General features: G+C 72.8%; 13 protein-coding genes. 9 read left to right on the top strand and 4 right to left on the bottom strand.

All coding sequences use genetic code 11. The features are described from left to right. Positions 1-17 precede the first annotated feature (17 nt). From narJ to DLJ47_RS10380, 4 genes are all read right to left on the bottom strand, one after another. Positions 18-638 (bottom strand): nitrate reductase molybdenum cofactor assembly chaperone, encoded by a 621-nt coding sequence (gene narJ, locus DLJ47_RS10395; protein WP_109899833.1) that lies wholly within the window; start codon positions 636-638, stop codon positions 18-20. Further along, positions 635-2,359 carry a nitrate reductase subunit beta gene (narH, locus tag DLJ47_RS10390; protein ID WP_109899832.1) on the bottom strand — a complete coding sequence of 575 codons (1,725 nt, stop codon included), beginning with the start codon at positions 2,357-2,359 and terminating at the stop codon, positions 635-637. The genes narJ and narH overlap by 4 nt, the downstream gene beginning before the upstream one ends. Further along, positions 2,359-6,024, bottom strand: a complete 3,666-nt coding sequence (locus DLJ47_RS10385) for a nitrate reductase subunit alpha (RefSeq protein WP_109899831.1) — start codon at positions 6,022-6,024, stop codon at positions 2,359-2,361. Before DLJ47_RS10385 ends, narH begins: the two co-directional genes overlap by 1 nt. Positions 6,025-6,250: 226 nt before the next feature. Beyond that, a complete protein-coding gene (locus tag DLJ47_RS10380) occupies positions 6,251-6,688 on the bottom strand; it encodes a hemerythrin domain-containing protein (RefSeq protein ID WP_109899845.1) in 438 nt (145 codons plus the stop codon). A gap of 151 nt (positions 6,689-6,839) precedes the next feature. Between DLJ47_RS10380 and DLJ47_RS10375 the strand changes: the two genes are divergently transcribed. The 9 genes from DLJ47_RS10375 (at position 6,840) to DLJ47_RS10335 (ending at position 17,397) form a co-directional block, all read left to right on the top strand. Further along, positions 6,840-7,571, top strand: a complete 732-nt coding sequence (locus DLJ47_RS10375; protein WP_109899830.1) for a helix-turn-helix transcriptional regulator — start codon at positions 6,840-6,842, stop codon at positions 7,569-7,571. Positions 7,572-7,574: 3 nt separating this feature from the next. Beyond that, positions 7,575-8,330: a YwiC-like family protein gene (locus tag DLJ47_RS10370; protein WP_233257761.1), complete on the top strand. Its 756-nt coding sequence runs from the start codon at positions 7,575-7,577 to the stop codon at positions 8,328-8,330. A 364-nt stretch (positions 8,331-8,694) separates the two neighbouring features. Next, positions 8,695-8,784: a K(+)-transporting ATPase subunit F gene (kdpF, locus tag DLJ47_RS10365; RefSeq protein ID WP_073839165.1), complete on the top strand. Its 90-nt coding sequence runs from the start codon at positions 8,695-8,697 to the stop codon at positions 8,782-8,784. Further along, positions 8,784-10,439 carry a potassium-transporting ATPase subunit KdpA gene (gene kdpA / locus DLJ47_RS10360; RefSeq protein ID WP_109899829.1) on the top strand — a complete coding sequence of 552 codons (1,656 nt, stop codon included), beginning with the start codon at positions 8,784-8,786 and terminating at the stop codon, positions 10,437-10,439. The genes kdpF and kdpA overlap by 1 nt, the downstream gene beginning before the upstream one ends. 5 nt (positions 10,440-10,444) lie before the next feature. After that, positions 10,445-12,646 (top strand): potassium-transporting ATPase subunit KdpB, encoded by a 2,202-nt coding sequence (gene kdpB / locus DLJ47_RS10355; RefSeq protein ID WP_446723549.1) that lies wholly within the window; start codon positions 10,445-10,447, stop codon positions 12,644-12,646. Beyond that, on the top strand, positions 12,646-13,527 hold the full coding sequence (locus tag DLJ47_RS10350; RefSeq protein WP_109899827.1) for a potassium-transporting ATPase subunit C: 882 nt from the start codon (positions 12,646-12,648) through the stop codon (positions 13,525-13,527). Before kdpB ends, DLJ47_RS10350 begins: the two co-directional genes overlap by 1 nt. 74 nt (positions 13,528-13,601) lie before the next feature. Then, the gene (locus DLJ47_RS10345; protein ID WP_109899826.1) at positions 13,602-16,154 is read left to right on the top strand and encodes a sensor histidine kinase; all 2,553 of its coding nucleotides are present in this window, start codon (positions 13,602-13,604) and stop codon (positions 16,152-16,154) included. Continuing rightward, positions 16,151-16,831, top strand: a complete 681-nt coding sequence (locus tag DLJ47_RS10340; RefSeq protein ID WP_109899825.1) for a response regulator — start codon at positions 16,151-16,153, stop codon at positions 16,829-16,831. Before DLJ47_RS10345 ends, DLJ47_RS10340 begins: the two co-directional genes overlap by 4 nt. A gap of 110 nt (positions 16,832-16,941) precedes the next feature. Beyond that, on the top strand, positions 16,942-17,397 hold the full coding sequence (locus tag DLJ47_RS10335) for a DUF4231 domain-containing protein (protein WP_158289808.1): 456 nt from the start codon (positions 16,942-16,944) through the stop codon (positions 17,395-17,397). The last annotated feature ends 40 nt before the right edge of the window (positions 17,398-17,437 follow it).

Here is a 17,437-nt window from a genome sequence, read left to right as displayed (position 1 = left end):
CGCTGCGTTCCTCGCGCTCACCGGCGACCTCCGGTGGTGTCGACCAGCCCGAACGGTTCCAGTCCGACCTGCTCGACCGGGGGGCCGGTGCGGGCCAACCGGGCGGCCGCGGCGAGCTCGGCCGGGCCGGCGGGCGGCAGCATCTCCCGGACGGCGGCCACCGCGTGCCGGTAGACCGACCTCTCCCGCCCGAGCGCCTCGACCAGCAGGTCGAGCCCGACCCGGTGGTCGCGCAGCAGCCGCCACCCGCCGTCGTCGACGGCGGCCAGGTCGAGCACCGCGGGCAGGAAGTCGGGCAGCTCGCCGTCGACCACCGCCAGGCCCGCCCGCCGGTACGCGGCGGCGAAGCCGACCAGCGCCTCGCCCCGCTTCCGGGTGTCCCCGCAGGTGTAGTACGTCAGGTGCAGGCAGCAGCGGCGGCGGAAGTCGAACAGCTCCACGTACGCCGCCCGGAGCTGGCCGGCCGGGGTGCCCTCGCGGTGCGCGACCACCTCGCCCAGCGGCCCGGCCAGCGCGGCCGGCAGCTCGTCCAGGGCGGCCCGCAGCACCGGCAGCGCCGCGGTCACCTCGTCGTCGGGATAGCGCAGCAGCAGCGAGGCGGCCCGGGCCGCCACCGCCCGCCAGGCCGGCCCGCTCATCGTCCACCGCCCGGCTCGGTGCCGGACGCCGGGGCGTCGTGATCCGGCTCGGGTTCCCGGGCCCGGGGCGGGAAGAGCCCCTTCGGAGTGCCCTTGCCGTCCCAGTTGAGCAGGTTGACCCGGCGCGGCTCGTCGCCGGGGTCGGTGAAGCCGTCAGCCGTCTGCCGGTCGCGGAGCATGTGGAAGGTCTCCACCTGCACCGGCACCGGCGTCCCGGACGACTCGCCGAACGGTCCCTGCCCGTACGGGCCGCCGCCGCCCATGCCCGGGCCGCCCTCGTAGTCGAGGCTGCACTCGGTGGCGATCGTCTCCAGCCGGTGCGCGTCCTCGGCGTGCGCCGCCGGGATGACGTAGCGCTGCTCGTACTTGGCGATGGCCAGCAGCCGGTACATCTCGTCCATCTGCTCGCCGGTCATGCCGACCGCGGCGGCGATCGACTCGTCGGGCGCCTCGCCCAGGTTGATCCGGCGCTGGTAGGCGCGCATCGCGGCGAGCCGGTCGAGCACCCCGCGCACCGGACCGGGATCGCCGGCGGTGAAGAGCTCGGCGAGGTACTCCACCGGGATGCGCAGCGCGTCGATGGCGCCGAAGAGGTTGCCCGCCGCCTCGCCGTCGTGGCCGGTCTCCCGCAGCACGTCCACCACCGGTGACAGCGGCGGGATGTACCAGACCATCGGCATGGTCCGGTACTCCGGGTGCAGCGGCAGCGCCACCTCGTACTTCATGATCAGATCCCAGACCGGGGAGCGTCGCGCGGCCTCGATCCAGTCGTCGGGGATACCGGCCGCGCGGGCGGCGGCGACCACCCCCGGGTCGTGCGGGTCGAGGAAGACCGAGCGCTGCGCGTCGTACAGGTCGTGCTCGTCCTCCAGCGCGGCGGCCTCGGCGACCCGGTCGGCGTCGTAGAGCATCAACCCGAGGTAGCGCAGCCGGCCGACGCAGGTCTCGGAGCAGATGGTGGGCTGGCCGATCTCGATGCGCGGGAAGCAGAAGGTGCACTTCTCCGCCTTGCCGGTGCGGTGGTTGAAGTAGACCTTCTTGTACGGGCAGCCGGTCACGCACATCCGCCAGCCCCGGCAGCGGTCCTGGTCGACCAGCACGATGCCGTCCTCGGCCCGCTTGTAGATGGCCCCCGACGGGCAGGACGCGGCGCAGGACGGGTTGAGGCAGTGCTCGCAGATGCGCGGCAGGAAGAACATGAAGGTCTTCTCGAACTCCTGCTTCACCTGGTCGGAGACCTTCGCCAGCACCGGGTCGGCGGCGGCGATCTCGTTGCCGCCGGCCAGCGAGTCGTCCCAGTTGGCGCTCCAGGTGATCTTCGTGTCCGCGCCGGTGAGCAGCGACTTCGGCCGGGCCACCGGGGTGTCCTCACCGGCCGGCGCGGTGAGCAGGTGCTCGTAGTCGTACGTCCAGGGCTCGTAGTAGTCCTGCATGGCCGGCAGCTTCGGGTTGGCGAAGATGCTGAACAGCCGTTTCACCCGGCCGCCGGAACGGGGCTTGAGCCGGCCGGCGCGGGTGCGGACCCAGCCGCCCTGCCAGCGTTCCTGGTCCTCGTAGGTGCGCGGGTAGCCCTGGCCGGGCCGGGTCTCCACGTTGTTGAACCAGACGTACTCGACCCCGGACCGGTTGGTCCACGCCTGTTTGCAGGTCACCGAGCAGGTGTGGCAGCCGATGCACTTGTCGAGGTTCATCACCATCGCCATCTGGGCCATCACGCGCATCAGTACTGCACCTCCTGCGAGCGGCGGCGGATCACGGTGACCTCGTCGCGCTGGTTGCCGGTGGGTCCGAGGTAGTTGAAGGCGAACGAGAGTTGCGCGTACCCGCCGATCAGGTGGGTGGGTTTGACCAGCAGCCGGGTCAGCGAGTTGTGGATGCCGCCGCGTCGGCCGTTCACCTCGGCCTTCGGCACGTCGATCACCCGCTCCTGGGCGTGGTACATGTAGACGGTGCCCTCGGGCATCTTGTGGCTGACCACGGCCCGGCAGACCACCACGCCGTTGCGGTTGACCGCCTCGATCCAGTCGTTGTCCCGTACGCCGATCTTCGCGGCGTCCGCCTCGCTCATCCACATCGTCGGCCCGCCCCGGGACAGCGTCAGCATCAGCAGGTTGTCCTGGTACTCGGAGTGGATCGACCACTTCGAGTGCGGTGTGAGGTACCGGACGGTGATCTCCAGCTCGCCGTTGCGGCCCAGCCTCGGCTCGCCGAACAGCTTGTGCATGTCCAGCGGCGGCCGGAAGATCGGCAGCGCCTCGCCGGCCTCGTGCATCCAGTCGTGGTCGAGGAAGAAGTGCTGCCGCCCGGTGAGGGTGTGCCAGGGCTTGAGCCGCTCGGTGTTGATGGTGAACGGCGAGTAGCGCCGCCCGCCGTGCTCGCTGCCCGACCACTCCGGGCTGGTGATCACCGGGACCGGGCGGGACTGGGTGTCGGCGAAGGTGATCTGCTTGCCCTCGTGCTCGGCGGCCAGGTCGGCCAGGCGTACGCCGGTGCGCTTCTCCACGTCCCGGAAGCCGGCGGTGGCGACCCGGCCGTTCGTGGTGCCGGAAAGGGCGAGGATCGCCTCGCAGGCGTGCACGTCCGTCGCCAGCGACGGCCGCCCGTCGGCGACGCCGCCGCGGATCTCGCCGTTGCGGCGGCGCAGGTACGCCACCTCGGGCCGGACGTCGACGTGCACGCCCTTGCCGGTGGTGCCGAGGGTGTCCAGCAGCGGGCCGAGGGCGGCCAGTTGGTCGGCGACAGCGCCGTAGTCGCGCTCCACCACCAGCAGCTTCGGCATGGTCCGGCCCGGCACCGGCGTCTCGCCCTCGGCCGCCCAGTCCCGCACCCGGCCGTGCGGCGTGGCCATCGCGTCCGGGGTGTCGTGCAGCAGCGGCGCCGCGACCAGGTCCTTCCGGACACCCAGGTGGGTGGCCGCGAGCCGGGAGAACGCCCGGGCGATGCCGTGGAAGGTGGCGAAGTCGGTGCGGGTCTGCCACGGCGGGTTGATCGCCGGGGTGAACGCGTGCACGAAGGGGTGCATGTCGGTGCTGCTCAGGTCGTGCTTCTCGTACCAGGTGGCGGCCGGCAGCACGATGTCGGAGAAGAGCGTCGTCGAGGTCATCCGGAAGTCGAGGCTCAGCAGCAGGTCGAGCTTGCCCTCCGGCGCCTCGTCCCGCCACGTCACGTCCTTCGGCCGCAGCTGCGCCGGGGCCTCGTCGGCGCGCAGGTTCGCGTCGGTGCCGAGCAGGTGCCGCAGGAAGTACTCGTTGCCCTTGGCGGACGAGCCGAGCAGGTTGGCCCGCCACACGGTCAGCACCCGCGGCCAGTTCTGCGGCGCGTCCGGGTCGGTGCAGGCGAACCTCACCTTCCCCTGGCCGAGCTGCTCCGCCACCCAGCCGGCGGGATCGTCCGGTCGGGCGGCCAGGGCCTCGTCGGCCAGGTCCAGCGGGCTGCGGTCGAAGGTCGGCATCGACGGCATCCAGCCCGACCGGGCCGACTGGGCCAGCAGGTCCATGGTGTGCTTCCCGGCGAAGGCGCCCGTGCCGGTGGGGGAGGCCACCACGTCCGCGGAGTAGGTGTCGTAGCGCCACTGGTCGGTGTGCACGTACCAGAACGCGGTGCCGATCATCTGCCGTGGTGGGCGGACCCAGTCGAGGCCGAAGGCGAGCTGCTGCCAGCCGGTCACCGGCCGGCACTTCTCCTGCCCGACGTAGTGCGCCCAGCCGCCGCCGTTGACGCCCTGGCAGCCGGTGAGGGTCACCAGCGCGAGGATCGCCCGGTAGGTGGCGTCGGAGTGGAACCAGTGATTCGTGCCGGCGCCGAGCAGGATCATCGACCGGCCGCCGGAGCGCTCCGCGTTGTCGGCGAACTCCCGGGCCACCCGGGCCACCTGGGCCGCCGGCACCCCGGTGATCGGCTCCTGCCACGCCGGCGTGTACGGCGCCTCGACGTCGTCGTAGCCGGCCGGCCACTGCCCGGGCAGCCCGTCGCGGGCCACCCCGTACTGGGCCAGCAGCAGATCGAACACGCTGGTCACCAGCTGGCCGCGCACCATCCGGGTCGGCACGCCACGGCGCAGCACCTGTGGGGTGTCGGTGTCGAAGCGGGGCAGCTCCACCTCGACCGGGTCGCCGGCGCCGAGGCAGGTCAGCGCCGGTTCCAGGTCGCCCAGGTCGAGGTTCCACCAGCCCTGCCGCTCGCCCCACCGGTGGCCGAGGCTGCCGCCGGGCACGGCCGGGGCGCCGGTGGCCGAGTCCCAGAGCACCGTCTTGAAGGCCGCCTCCCGCCCGGTCTCGCCCAGGTCCTCGGCGGTGAGGAACCGGCCCGGCCGGTACGCCCCGTCCGCGCCCGGCTCGAGGGTCACCAGGAACGGCAGGTCGGTGAAGCGGCGCACGTAGTCGACGAAGCGCGGGGTGCGCCGGTCGACGAAGAACTCCTTGAGCACGACGTGCCCCATCGCCATCGCCAGGGCGCCGTCGGTGCCCGGCTGGGCGGGCATCCACTCGTCGGCGAACTTCACGTTGTCGGCGTAGTCCGGGCTGACCACCACGACCTTCTGGCCGCGGTAGCGCGCCTCGGCCATCCAGTGCGCGTCCGGGGTGCGGGTCACCGGGACGTTCGAGCCCCACATGACGAAGTAGGAGGCGTCCCACCAGTCGCCGGACTCGGGCACGTCGGTCTGGTCGCCGAACACCTGCGGGGAGGCCACCGGCAGGTCCGCGTACCAGTCGTAGAAGGAGAGCATCGACCCGCCGAGCAGCGAGACGAACCGGGCGCCGACGGCGTGCGACACCATCGACATCGCCGGGATCGGGGAGAACCCGGCGACCCGGTCCGGCCCGTACGCGGAGATCGTGTGCACGTGCGCGGCGGCGATCATCTCCTGCGCCTCGTCCCAGGTGATCCGCACCAGCCCGCCCTTGCCGCGCGCCCGCTGGTAGCGGCGGCGGCGTTCCGGGTCGGCCTGGATGTCCGCCCAGGCGGCCACCGGGTCGCCCAGCCGGCCCTTGGCCTCCCGGTACATCTCCACCAGCACGCCCCGGGCGTACGGGTAGCGCACCCGGGTGGGGGAGTAGGTGTACCAGGAGAAGGCGGCGCCCCGGGGGCAGCCCCGTGGCTCGTACTCCGGCCGGTCGGGCCCGACGCTCGGATAGTCGGTCTGCTGCTGTTCCCAGGTGATGATGCCGTCGCGGACGTACACCTTCCAGGAGCACGAGCCGGTGCAGTTGACCCCGTGCGTGGAGCGCACCACCTTGTCGTACGACCAGCGGTCCCGGTAGAAGGCGTCGGCCTCCCGGCCGCCGATCTGGTGCAGCGTCCGGCCGTCGGCGGAGACCTCGGCCCGGCGTACCAGGCCGCCCACCGACAGCAGCGCTCGCCCCGCCCCTCCCGTCGCTCGTGACATCCGCGCCGCTCCCCTCGGGTAGATCGCCGTGCTGCCCACGTTCGTCAAAGGTGCGCCGGAGCGCAACCGGAGACCGGGGCGTCGCGATCATCGTGCCGGCGCGGTACCGCGGAGAACCGGGCCGAAGGTCCCGAGATCGACGGGCGATGTCCCCGCGGGAGGGCACCGTCGCACGACCGCCCGAGGACGGGCGGGCGTTCTGATCGCGATCGATGGAGGGGGTGCGTTACCGGGGTGCGGCGGCCGGCGGGGTGATCCGGTCCCAGGCCGGGATCGGCAGTGCGATCACCGCCGCCGGGAAGAGCCCGTGCTCCTCGTTGTCGATGTGCCGGTGCAGCCGGTCCAGGGCGGCCAGTACGGCCGGCCAGTCCGGCGCCGCGCGGTCCACGCCGCCGAGCACGCCGTGGATGTCGTCGTGCTCGGCGCAGAGCTTGGCCACCGCGTCGGCCAGGCTGCCCTCCTCCCGCAGCTCCACGAAGAGCCCCCGCTCCTCGGCTGCGGTGTGCGGCAGCAGCAGGGCGAGCAGGTCGTCGAGGGCCGCGTGCGGGTCACCGCCGTCGCGTACCGCGGTGCGGAGCCGGCCGGCGGCGTTCGCGATCGCCTCGTGCTCGGCGGAGAGCCGACCGATCAGCGGGAACTCCCGGCAGCCGCAGTAGTTGCACACGGCACTCATCTCCCCGGCCGGATGGACGTCTGCCGGCATCGTCCGTCCGGCGGCGATGCCGCCGGCAGGGCCGGACGCCCCGGAATCTTGGGACCGTGGACCCGGGTTCGGGAGGTTTTTGCGGGTGAACGACGTTGTAACGTTGGTTGACGTGGAAACCCCGAGAACCGGGCCGGTCGGCGAGACGATCGATCCCCGCCGCCATCGGGCGCTCGGCACCGCCAGCCGGGCCGCGATCCTCGACCTGGTGCGCGCCGCCGACACCGGACTGACCATCGCCGAGGTGGGGGAGCGGACCGGGCTGCACCTCTCCACCGTCCGCGCCCACCTCGACCGCCTGGTCGACGCCGGGCTGCTGGTCCGGGCGCGGGCCAGCGGTGGGCAGCCCGGCCGGCCGGCCTGGCGCTACCGGGCCGCCGCCACGGCGGCACCCGCCCCGGCACCGTACCGGGCGCTCGCCGCCGCCCTGCTCGACCACCTCTCCCGCCGCGATCCCGGCGCCGCCCGGGCCGAGGCCGTCCACGCCGGCCACGGCTGGGGACGCCACCTCGCCGCCGCCGCGACCGCCACCGGCAGCGACCCGGTCGACACGTTGCTCGACGTGCTCCGTGGGCTGGGCTTCGACCCGCGCCGGCACCGGACCGCCGACGGGACGGTCGAGGTCCACCTGCACACCTGCCCCTTCCTGGAACTGGTCAACCGCAGCCCAGACGCGATCTGCGCGCTGCACGTCGGCGTCGTCCGGGGCGCGCTCGAACACGCCGGCGCCCCGCCGACCGGTGCCGTGCTCGAACCCTTCGGCGCGCCCGACGCCTGCGTGGTGCGGCTGACCCTGCCCGCGCCCGACGCCGACGCGGCGCTCGTGCCGTCCGGGGTGAGCTGACCCGTGTCCGCCGCCGCCACCGCCACCCGCCCGGCCGGCTCCCGCCGGCGGATCCGCCGCTTCCTGCCACCGCAGCACGGCGCCTGGGCGATGCTCCTGCTGCCGTACACCGTCGGGGTGGCGCTGGTCGGCCCGCGCTGGCCGCAGCTGCCGCTGCTCGGCGCCTGGCTGGCCGGCTACCTGCTGTCGTACTACGCGTTCCAGGCGATCAAGACCCGCCGACCGCGGCGCTTCGCGGAGCAACTGCTGGTCTACGGTCTGGTGGCCGCGCCGCTCGCGGTGGTCGTGCTGCTCGCCCGGCCGGCCGTGCTCTGGTACGCCCCGGGCTACGCCGCGCTGCTGGCGGTCAACGCCGGGTACGCCTGGCGCCGCCGGGAGCGAGCCCTGCTCAACGACCTCGCCTCGGTGGCGCAGAGTTGCCTGCTGGTCTTCGTGCTGGCAACCATCGCCGGGGTGCCCCTCGCCGAGGTGGCTCCCGCGTTCCTGGCCCTGCTGCTGTACCTGGTCGGCACGGTCTTCTACGTCAAGACCATGATCCGGGAGCGTGGGGATGCCGGCTACCTGCGCCTGTCCATCGGCTTCCATGCGGTCGCGCTGCTCGCCGCGGCCGGGCTCGACCTGCTGCTCGCGCCGGTCTTCCTGCTGCTGCTGATCCGGGCGGCGGCTCTGCCGGGCCGGGGGCTCCGGCCGGCGCGGGTCGGGATGATCGAGATCGGCTGCTCCCTGCTCGTCCTCGCCGTCGTACTGATCGCGTTCTGACCGCCGGCCCCGAGCCGGACGCGGGCGGCCGATCCCGGCTGCCTGACCACCGGGGCCGAGCCGCCGGCGGTTGATCCCGGCTGGCTGCTCCGCCTGTCGCCACCCCCCGGGCACCCCCTCCCGACGCCGGTTCCTCGGCGTGCGCGTGAAAACCGCGTCAATAACCGCCTCGTCGCCGTCATGGTCGCGTCAAAGCCCCTGTCGGCCCGGTTCGCGCGGCGCTTTGATTGCCCGGCGCGGCCGGGAGGCGGCCGCGGGAACTCGTCCGGTAGGGGGAGTCAGACGTGTCTGACGTGCTGTTCGTGGGGCTGACGGTGGGGTTGTTCCTCGCCCTCGCCCTGGTGGTGCGGGCGGTGGAGAAGCTGTGAGTGCGGTCAATGCCGTCGGCCTGGTGCTGGCGATCGGCCTGGGTGTCTTCATGGTGGTCGCCCTGCTGTTCCCGGAGCGCTTCTGATGACCATGACAACGGCCGGCGTCGTCTTCGTCCTGTCGCTGGTGGTGGCGCTGGTCGCCGTGCACAAGCCGGTCGGCGACCACATGTATCGGGTGGTGTCCGGCACCCGGCATTCCCGCGTCGAGCGGGGGATCTACCGCCTGGTCGGGGTCGACCCGGCCGCCGAGCAGGGCTGGGGTGTCTACGCCCGCGGCGTGCTGGCCTTCTCGGCCGTCTCGATCCTGTTCCTGTACGGATTCCAGCGGTTGCAGAACCACCTGTGGCTGTCCCTCGGCTTCGACCCGGTGGTCACCCACGGAGCCTGGAACACCGCGGTGTCGTTCGTGACCAACACCAACTGGCAGTGGTACTCGGGTGAGTCGACCATGGGTCACCTGGTGCAGATGGCCGGGCTGGCGGTGCAGAACTTCGTCTCCGCGGCCGTCGGCATCGCGGTCGCGGTGGCCCTGGTCCGCGGCTTCGCCCGGCACCGGACGGGCCAGCTCGGCAACTTCTGGGTCGACCTGACCCGGATCACGCTGCGCATCCTGCTGCCGATCGCGGTGCTCGGCGCGATCGTGCTGATGCTCGGCGGGGTGGTGCAGAACTTCTCCGCCGGCACCGAGGTCAGCACGCTGACCGGTGGCAGCCAGACCATCACCGGCGGGCCGGTGGCCAGCCAGGAAGTGATCAAGGAACTGGGCACCAACGGCGGCGGCTTCTACAACGCCAACAGCGCCCACCCGTTCGAGAACCCGACGGCCTGGACCAACTGGCTGGAGATCTTCCTGATCCTGCTGATCCCGTTCAGCCTGCCCCGGGTCTTCGGCCGGATGGTCGGCCAGCCCCGCCAGGGGTACGCGATCGCCGCCGTGATGGCGATCCTCGCGCTGGCCAGCGTCGCGCTGACCAACGTCTTCGAACTGGCCGGGCAGGGCACCGTGCCGCAGGCGGTCGGTGCGGCGCTGGAGGGCAAGGAGGTCCGCTTCGACGTGTCGAACTCGGCGACCTTCGCCGCGGCGACCACGTTGACCTCGACCGGCGCGGTCAACTCGTTCCACGACTCGTACACCGCGCTGGGCGGCATGATGCCGCTGGTCAACATGATGCTCGGTGAGGTCGCCCCCGGCGGCGTCGGCGCCGGCCTCTATGGCCTGCTGATCCTCGCGGTGGTCACGGTCTTCGTGGCCGGGCTGATGGTCGGCCGGACGCCGGAGTACCTGGGCAAGAAGATCGGCGCTCGGGAGATCAAGTTCGCCGCGCTGAACTTCCTGGTGACGCCGGCCCTGGTGCTGATCGGCACGGCCGCGGCGTTCGCCACCGGCAACGCGGCGACCGCGCTGAACACCGGCCCGCACGGGCTGTCGGAGGTGCTCTACGCGTTCACCTCGGCCAGCAACAACAACGGGTCCGCGTTCGCCGGCATCACCGTGAACACCACCTGGTGGAACACCGCGCTCGGACTGTGCATGCTGCTCGGCCGGTTCCTGCCGATCATCTTCGTGCTCGCGCTGGCCGGCTCGCTGGCCCGGCAGCAGCCCACCCCGGCCTCCGAGGGGACCCTGCCGACCCACCGCCCCCTGTTCGTCGGGATGGTCGTCGGCGTCACGGTCATCCTCGTCGCGCTGACCTTCCTGCCCGCCCTCGCGCTCGGCCCACTGGCCGAAGGGCTCTGATCTCCATGAGGAACGAGAACATGTCCGTCCCGTCGGTGACATCCGGCGAAGCGCCGACCGCCGGCACTTCCGCCCGCCAGGGCAACCGTGCCGGCGGGGGGCTGCTGGACCCACGGCAGCTGGTCCGGTCCCTGCCGGACGCGCTGCGCAAGCTCGATCCGCGCACCCTGTGGCGCAACCCGGTGATGCTGATCGTCGAGGTCGGCGCCGCCTTCACCACCGTGCTCGCGGTCGCGGACCCGTCGGTGTTCGCCTGGGCGATCACGGGCTGGCTCTGGCTCACCGTGCTCTTCGCCAACCTGGCGGAGGCGGTGGCGGAGGGTCGGGGCAAGGCCCAGGCGGCCACCCTGCGCCAGGCGAAGCGGGACACCATCGCCACCCGCCTGATCGGCTGGGCGCCCGGCATGCCGGCGAACCGGTACCGGGACGAGGCCGTGCCGGGTCCGGAGCTGAAGCAGGGCGACATCGTCCTGGTCGAGGCGGGCGGCGTGATCCCCGGCGACGGTGACGTGGTCGAGGGCATCGCCAGCGTCGACGAGTCGGCCATCACCGGCGAGTCCGCGCCGGTGATCCGTGAATCGGGCGGCGACCGTAGCGCGGTCACCGGCGGCACCCGGGTGCTCTCCGACCGGATCATCGTACGGATCACCCAGAAGCCCGGCGAGAGCTTCATCGACCGGATGATCGCCCTGGTCGAGGGCGCCAACCGGCAGAAGACGCCGAACGAGATCGCGCTGAACATCCTGCTCGCCGCGCTCACGATCATCTTTCTGCTCGCGGTGGCCACCCTCCAGCCGCTGGCGATCTTCTCGAAGGGTTACCAGGCGGCCGCGCCGGACACCGGCGCGATCACCGACACCGGCGTCAGCGGCGTGGTCCTGGTGTCCCTGCTGGTCTGCCTGATCCCCACCACCATCGGCGCGCTGCTGTCGGCGATCGGCATCGCCGGCATGGACCGCCTGGTGCAGCGCAACGTGCTCGCGGTCAGCGGCCGGGCGGTCGAGGCGGCCGGCGACGTGAACACCCTGCTGCTGGACAAGACCGGCACGATCACCCTGGGCAACCGGCAGGCCGCGGAGTTCCTCCCGGTCGACGGGGTCGCGGCGGCCGACGTGGCCGACGCGGCGCAGCTCGCCAGCCTGGCCGACGAGACGCCGGAGGGGCGCTCGGTGGTGGTGCTCGCGAAGAACGAGTTCGGGCTGCGCGAGCGCGAGCCCGGGGTCATGCCGCACGCCACCTTCGTGCCGTTCACCGCCCAGACCCGGATGAGCGGCGTCGACCTCGGCGCGGAGAGCGTCGACGGCGGCGTACGCCGGATCCGCAAGGGCGCCGCGGCGGCGGTGCTCACCTGGGTACGCGAGAACGGCGGCCACCCGACCGGCCAGGTGGACGAGCTGGTGGACGGGATCAGCGGCACCGGCGGCACCCCGCTGGTCGTCGCCGAGCACCTCGACGGCCAGCCCGCCCGCGCGCTCGGCGTCATCCATCTGAAGGACGTGGTCAAGTCCGGGATGCGCGAGCGGTTCGACGAGATGCGCCGGATGGGCATCCGAACCGTGATGATCACCGGAGACAACCCGCGGACCGCGAAGGCGATCGCGGACGAGGCCGGGGTGGACGACTTCCTCGCCGAGGCCACCCCGGAGGACAAGCTCGCCCTGATCCGAAAGGAGCAGGAGGGCGGCCGGCTGGTCGCGATGACCGGCGACGGCACCAACGACGCGCCGGCGCTGGCCCAGGCCGACGTCGGGGTGGCGATGAACACCGGCACGTCGGCCGCGAAGGAGGCCGGCAACATGGTCGACCTCGACTCGGACCCGACCAAGCTCATTGAGATCGTCGAAATCGGCAAGCAGCTGCTGATCACCCGGGGCGCGCTGACCACGTTCTCCATCGCCAACGACGTGGCGAAGTACTTCGCCATCATCCCGGCCATCTTCGCCGGCCTGTACCCGAGCCTGGACGCGTTGAACGTCATGCGCCTGGCCAGCCCGGAGTCGGCGATCCTGTCCGCCGTCATCTTCAACGCGATCGTCATCGTCGCGCTGATCCCGCTCGCCCTGCGCGGCGTGCGGTACCGCCCGGCCAGCGCGTCGAAGCTGCTCAGCCGCAACCTCTGGCGCTACGGCCTGGGCGGCCTCGTCGTGCCGTTCCTCGGCATCAAGCTCATCGACCTGCTCATCCAGTTCATTCCGGGGATTTCCTGATGCGCCTGCCCAGCTGGCTCGCCCAGCACCTCGCCGCTCTGCGGGCCCTGCTCGTCTTCACCGTCCTGCTCGGCCTGCTCTATCCGCTCGCCCTGGTCGCCGTGGGCCGGCTCCCCGGTCTCGACGGCAAGGCGGACGGCTCCCTGGTCAGCCTCGACGGGCGGACCGTCGGCAGCAGGCTGATCGGGCAGTCGTTCACCGACGCCGACGGCAACCCGGTGCCGCGCTACTTCCAGAGCCGCCCGTCCGCCGCCGGCGACGGATACGACCCCACCGCTACCGCGGCCAGCAACCTCGGCCCGGAAAGCGTGGTGGACACCATCGCCACCGACCCCGAGGAGTCCACGCCGAGCCTGCTCACCCAGGTCTGCGCGCGCAGCAAGGCGGTCGGCGAGCTGGACGGCGTGGACGGGCGCCGGCCGTACTGCACCCCGGACGGGGTGGGTGCGGTGCTCGCGGTGTTCCGCGCCGACGGGCTCACCGGCCCGGTGACCCGGGTGGTGAGCGTCAACCAGACCGCCCCGGCCATCCCGTTCCTGACCAGCTACCAGGGGGTGCCGGTCGAGCTGGCCGAGCGCGGGCGGGACTACGTGGCCGAGGGTGGGGTCGTCACCCCGGTCCGCGGCGACGCGCCGGCGGACCCGGCGGTGCCCGCCGACGCGGTCACCGCCAGCGGCAGCGGGCTCGACCCGCACATTTCCCCGGCGTACGCGGAGTTGCAGGTCAACCGGGTCGCGCGCGAGCGCGGCACGGACCCGGACGCGGTCCGCCGGCTGGTCGAGGAGCACACCACCGGCCGGGCCCTCGGATTCATCGGCGAACCCGGGGTGAACGTGCTGACCCTCAACCTGGCGCTGGACCGGGAATTCCCGGCCCGCTGAGGCCCCCGATCGCGCGGGCGGGGCCACCCGGGTGGTCCCGCCCCGTACCGTCATCGCAGGGAGAGGAAGGTCGCGTGCCACGAGGTGAACTCCGCATCTACCTGGGCGCCGCCCCGGGCGTCGGCAAGACGTACGCCATGCTGGAGGAGGCTCACCGGCGGGCCGAGCGGGGCACCGACGTGGTGATCGGGCTGGTGGAGACGCACGGCCGAACGCACACCGCGGCCATGATCGGCGACCTGGAGCAGGTCCCCCGCCGCGCTGTCGGCTACCGCGGCGCCGAGTTCACCGAGATGGACGTCGACGCGGTGCTGGCCCGCCGTCCGCAGGTCGCCCTGGTCGACGAACTGGCGCACACCAACGTGCCCGGCTCCCGCAACGGCAAGCGCTGGCAGGACGTGCAGGAGCTGCTCGACGCCGGCATCGACGTGCTCTCCACGGTCAACATCCAGCACCTCGAGTCGGTCAACGACGTGGTCGCGCAGATCACCGGGACCGTCCAGCGGGAGACGGTGCCCGACGAGGTGGTCCGGGCCGCCGAGCAGGTCGAGCTGGTCGACATGACCCCGGAGGCGTTGCGCCGGCGGATGGCGCACGGCAACATCTACCGGCCCGACAAGATCGACGCGGCGCTCGGCAACTACTTCCGGGTCGGCAACCTCACCGCGCTGCGCGAGCTGGCGCTGCTCTGGCTGGCCGACAAGGTGGACGAGCAGCTCGGCCGCTACCGGGACCAGCAGGGCATCGCCGACACCTGGGAGGCCCGGGAACGGGTGGTGGTGGCGCTGACCGGCGGGCCGGAGGGGGAGACGCTGATCCGCCGGGCCGCGCGGATCGCCGCCCGCGGCAAGGGCGCCGACCTGCTCGCCGTGCACGTGGCCCGCAGCGACGGCCTGGTCGGCGCGGACCCGGCGCAGCTCGCCCGGCAGCGGGTGCTGGTGGAGAGCCTCGGCGGCACGTACCACCAGGTGCTCGGCACCGACGTGCCGGCCGCCCTGCTGGACTTCGCCCGCGGCGTCAACGCCACCCAGCTCGTCCTCGGCGCCAGCCGCCGGGGTCGGTTCGCCCAACTCTTCTCCCGGGGCGTCGGGGTGACCACCATCGCGCAGTCCGGCGCCATCGACGTGCACCTGGTCACCCACACCGAGGCCGGCCGGGGGCGCCGGGCCGCCGGGGTGCCGGCGGCGCTGTCCCGGCGTCGGCGGCTGCTGGGGTTCGCCCTGGCCGCGCTCGGCCTACCCGTGCTCACCCTGCTGCTGACGGTGCTGCCGGACGTCACCCTGGCCAGCGACATCCTGCTCTTCCTCGCCGGCGTGGTCGCCGTCGCGCTGGTCGGCGGGCTCTGGCCGGCGCTGGTCGCCGCGCTCGGCGGATCGCTGATCCTCAACTGGTTCTTCACCCCGCCCTACCACACGCTGACCATCGCCGAGCCGGACAACCTGCTCGCCCTGGCCGTCTTCGTCGGGGTGGCGGTCTCGGTCAGCTGGATCGTGGACGTCGCGGCGCGGCGTACCCGGGAGGCCGCCCGTGCCGCCGCCGACGCCCAGACGCTCGCCGCGGTGGCCGGTGGGGTGCTGCGCGGTGGGCGCCCGCTGATCGCGCTGCTCGACCAGCTCCGCGAGACGTTCGGCCTGCGCGCGGTCAGCATGCTGGAACTCGCCGCGGAGGCCACCGGCCGGCCGGCCCGGACCCGGGAGGAGCGGGCGTGGCGGGTGGTGGCGAGCGTCGGCGACCGTCCGGCCACCACCCCGGACGCGGGGGAGACGACGGTGCCGGTCGACGAGCGGATCACCATCGTCCTCCGCGGCCGGCGGCTGGCGGCCGCCGACCGGCGGCTGGTCGAGGCGTTCGCCGCCCAGGCAGCGGTGGCGCTGCGGCAGGAGCGGCTGGCCGAGGAGGCGGCCACCGCCCGGCCGCTGGCGGAGGCCGACCGGATGCGGACCGCGCTGCTGGCCGCGGTCAGCCACGACCTGCGAACCCCGCTCGCCTCGGCGAAGGCGGCGGTGACCAGCCTGCGCAGCCCGGACGTCGACTTCGACGAGGAGGACCGGGCGGAGCTGCTGGCGACCGCCGAGGAGTCGCTGGACCGGCTGGCCCGGCTGGTGGCCAATCTGCTCGACATGAGTCGGCTCCAGGCGGGCGCCCTCGGGCTCACCCCGGCCGCGATCGGCCTCGAGGACGCGGTGCCGCGCGCCCTGGACGAACTCGGGCCGCCGGCCGCGGGCGTCACCGCCGACATCCCGGCCGACCTGCCCGCCGCCACCGCCGACCCGGGCCTGCTGGAGCGGGTGCTGGTCAACCTCATCGCGAACGCCCTGCGGTACAGCCCGCCCGAGCAGCCGCCGACGGTGACCGCCAGCGCCCACGCGGGCCAGGTCGAGCTGCGGGTCATCGACACCGGCCCGGGCATCCCGGAGGACCAGTGGGAGCACGTGTTCCTGCCGTTCCAGCGCCTCGGCGACCGGGACAACCAGACCGGGGTCGGCCTCGGGTTGGCGCTCTCCCGCGGGCTCGCCGAGGCGATGGGGGGCAGTCTCACCCCGGAGACCACGCCGGGTGGTGGACTGACCATGGTGCTGCGGCTGCCGGCCGCCAGCCAGGGCATGGTGGAGGGACCACAGGAATGACCAGGGTCCTGGTCGTCGACGACGAGCCGCAGATCCTGCGGGCGCTGCGGATCAACCTGCGCGCCCGCCGGTACGACGTCGAGGTCGCCGAGACCGGCGCCGGCGCGCTGAAGGCCGCCGCCAGTCACCCGCCCGACCTGGTCGTCCTCGACCTCGGCCTGCCGGACATGGACGGTGTCGAGGTGATCCGCGGGCTGCGCGGCTGGACCGGCGTGCCGATCATCGTGCTCTCCGGGCGGGCCGGCAGCGAGGACAAGGTGGAGGCACTCGACGCGGGCGCGGACGACTACGTGACCAAGCCGTTCGGGGTCGAGGAACTGCTCGCCCGGATCCGGGCGGTCACCCGGCGGCTCGGACCCTCGACCGACGCGAGCGCGACGTTGCGGGTGGGGCGGCACACCGTCGACCTCGCCGACCGCACGGTCAGCCGCGACGACGGCACCGAGGTCAGGCTCACCCCGACCCAGTGGGCGGTGCTGGAGAAGCTGCTCCGCCACCCCGGCAAGCTGGTCAGCCAGCGGCAGTTGCTGCACGACGTGTGGGGGCCGGAGTACCAGAACGAGACGAACTACCTGCGCCAGTACATGGCCCAGCTGCGCCGCAAACTCGAGGACGACCCGTCCCGCCCCCGGCACCTGATCACCGAACCGGGGATGGGCTACCGCTTCCGCCCGTGACGACGCCTGGTGCCGGTCGAAGAGCCGGCGCGCGGCTGATGGTCCGCTGTTGACCGAACGGGGATCATCGGAGTTGCCGGGAGTGCCGAACGATGGGGTGTGCCATGGTCGTGGAACCGAACGACGCCCGCACCGAGCGGTCCTACGCGATGGAGGTCGCCGACGGTTCGTACCGGTGGTATCTGGTGGCCGCGAAGCGCTCCCGCCGATCACACCGGATTTCCGAACTCACCACCGTGGTGCTCTCCGCGGCGATCCCGCTCGCCGCCCTGCTCGTGCCCAGTCGGCCGCAGATTCCCGCGATTCTGGGTTCGCTGCTGGTGGTCATCGCGGGGTGCCGCGCGGTGTTCCAGTGGCAGGAGAACTACCTGCGGTTCAGCCAGGCGCGGGAGGCGGTGGAGGAACAGCGTCGGCTCTATCGGGTGGGCGCGCACCCGTACGACGATCCGGCCCTGCGCGACGCCGAACTCGTGAAGGCGGTGACCCGGATCGAAGGCGATGAAATGCAGCGATGGGCGCAAATCGCCCAGGAACGCGCGGAGCCGGGTCGGTCGCTGCCGAACTAGACGTGTCGTTGAGTCGGATATTTGTAGTCGTTTTCGCATC

It is taken from the genome of Micromonospora sp. S4605 (assembly GCF_003176715.1).
Lineage (GTDB): Bacteria > Actinomycetota > Actinomycetes > Mycobacteriales > Micromonosporaceae > Micromonospora > Micromonospora echinaurantiaca.
Note: the sequence above shows the minus strand (reverse complement) of the source record. Positions and strands in the feature narration are given on the sequence as shown.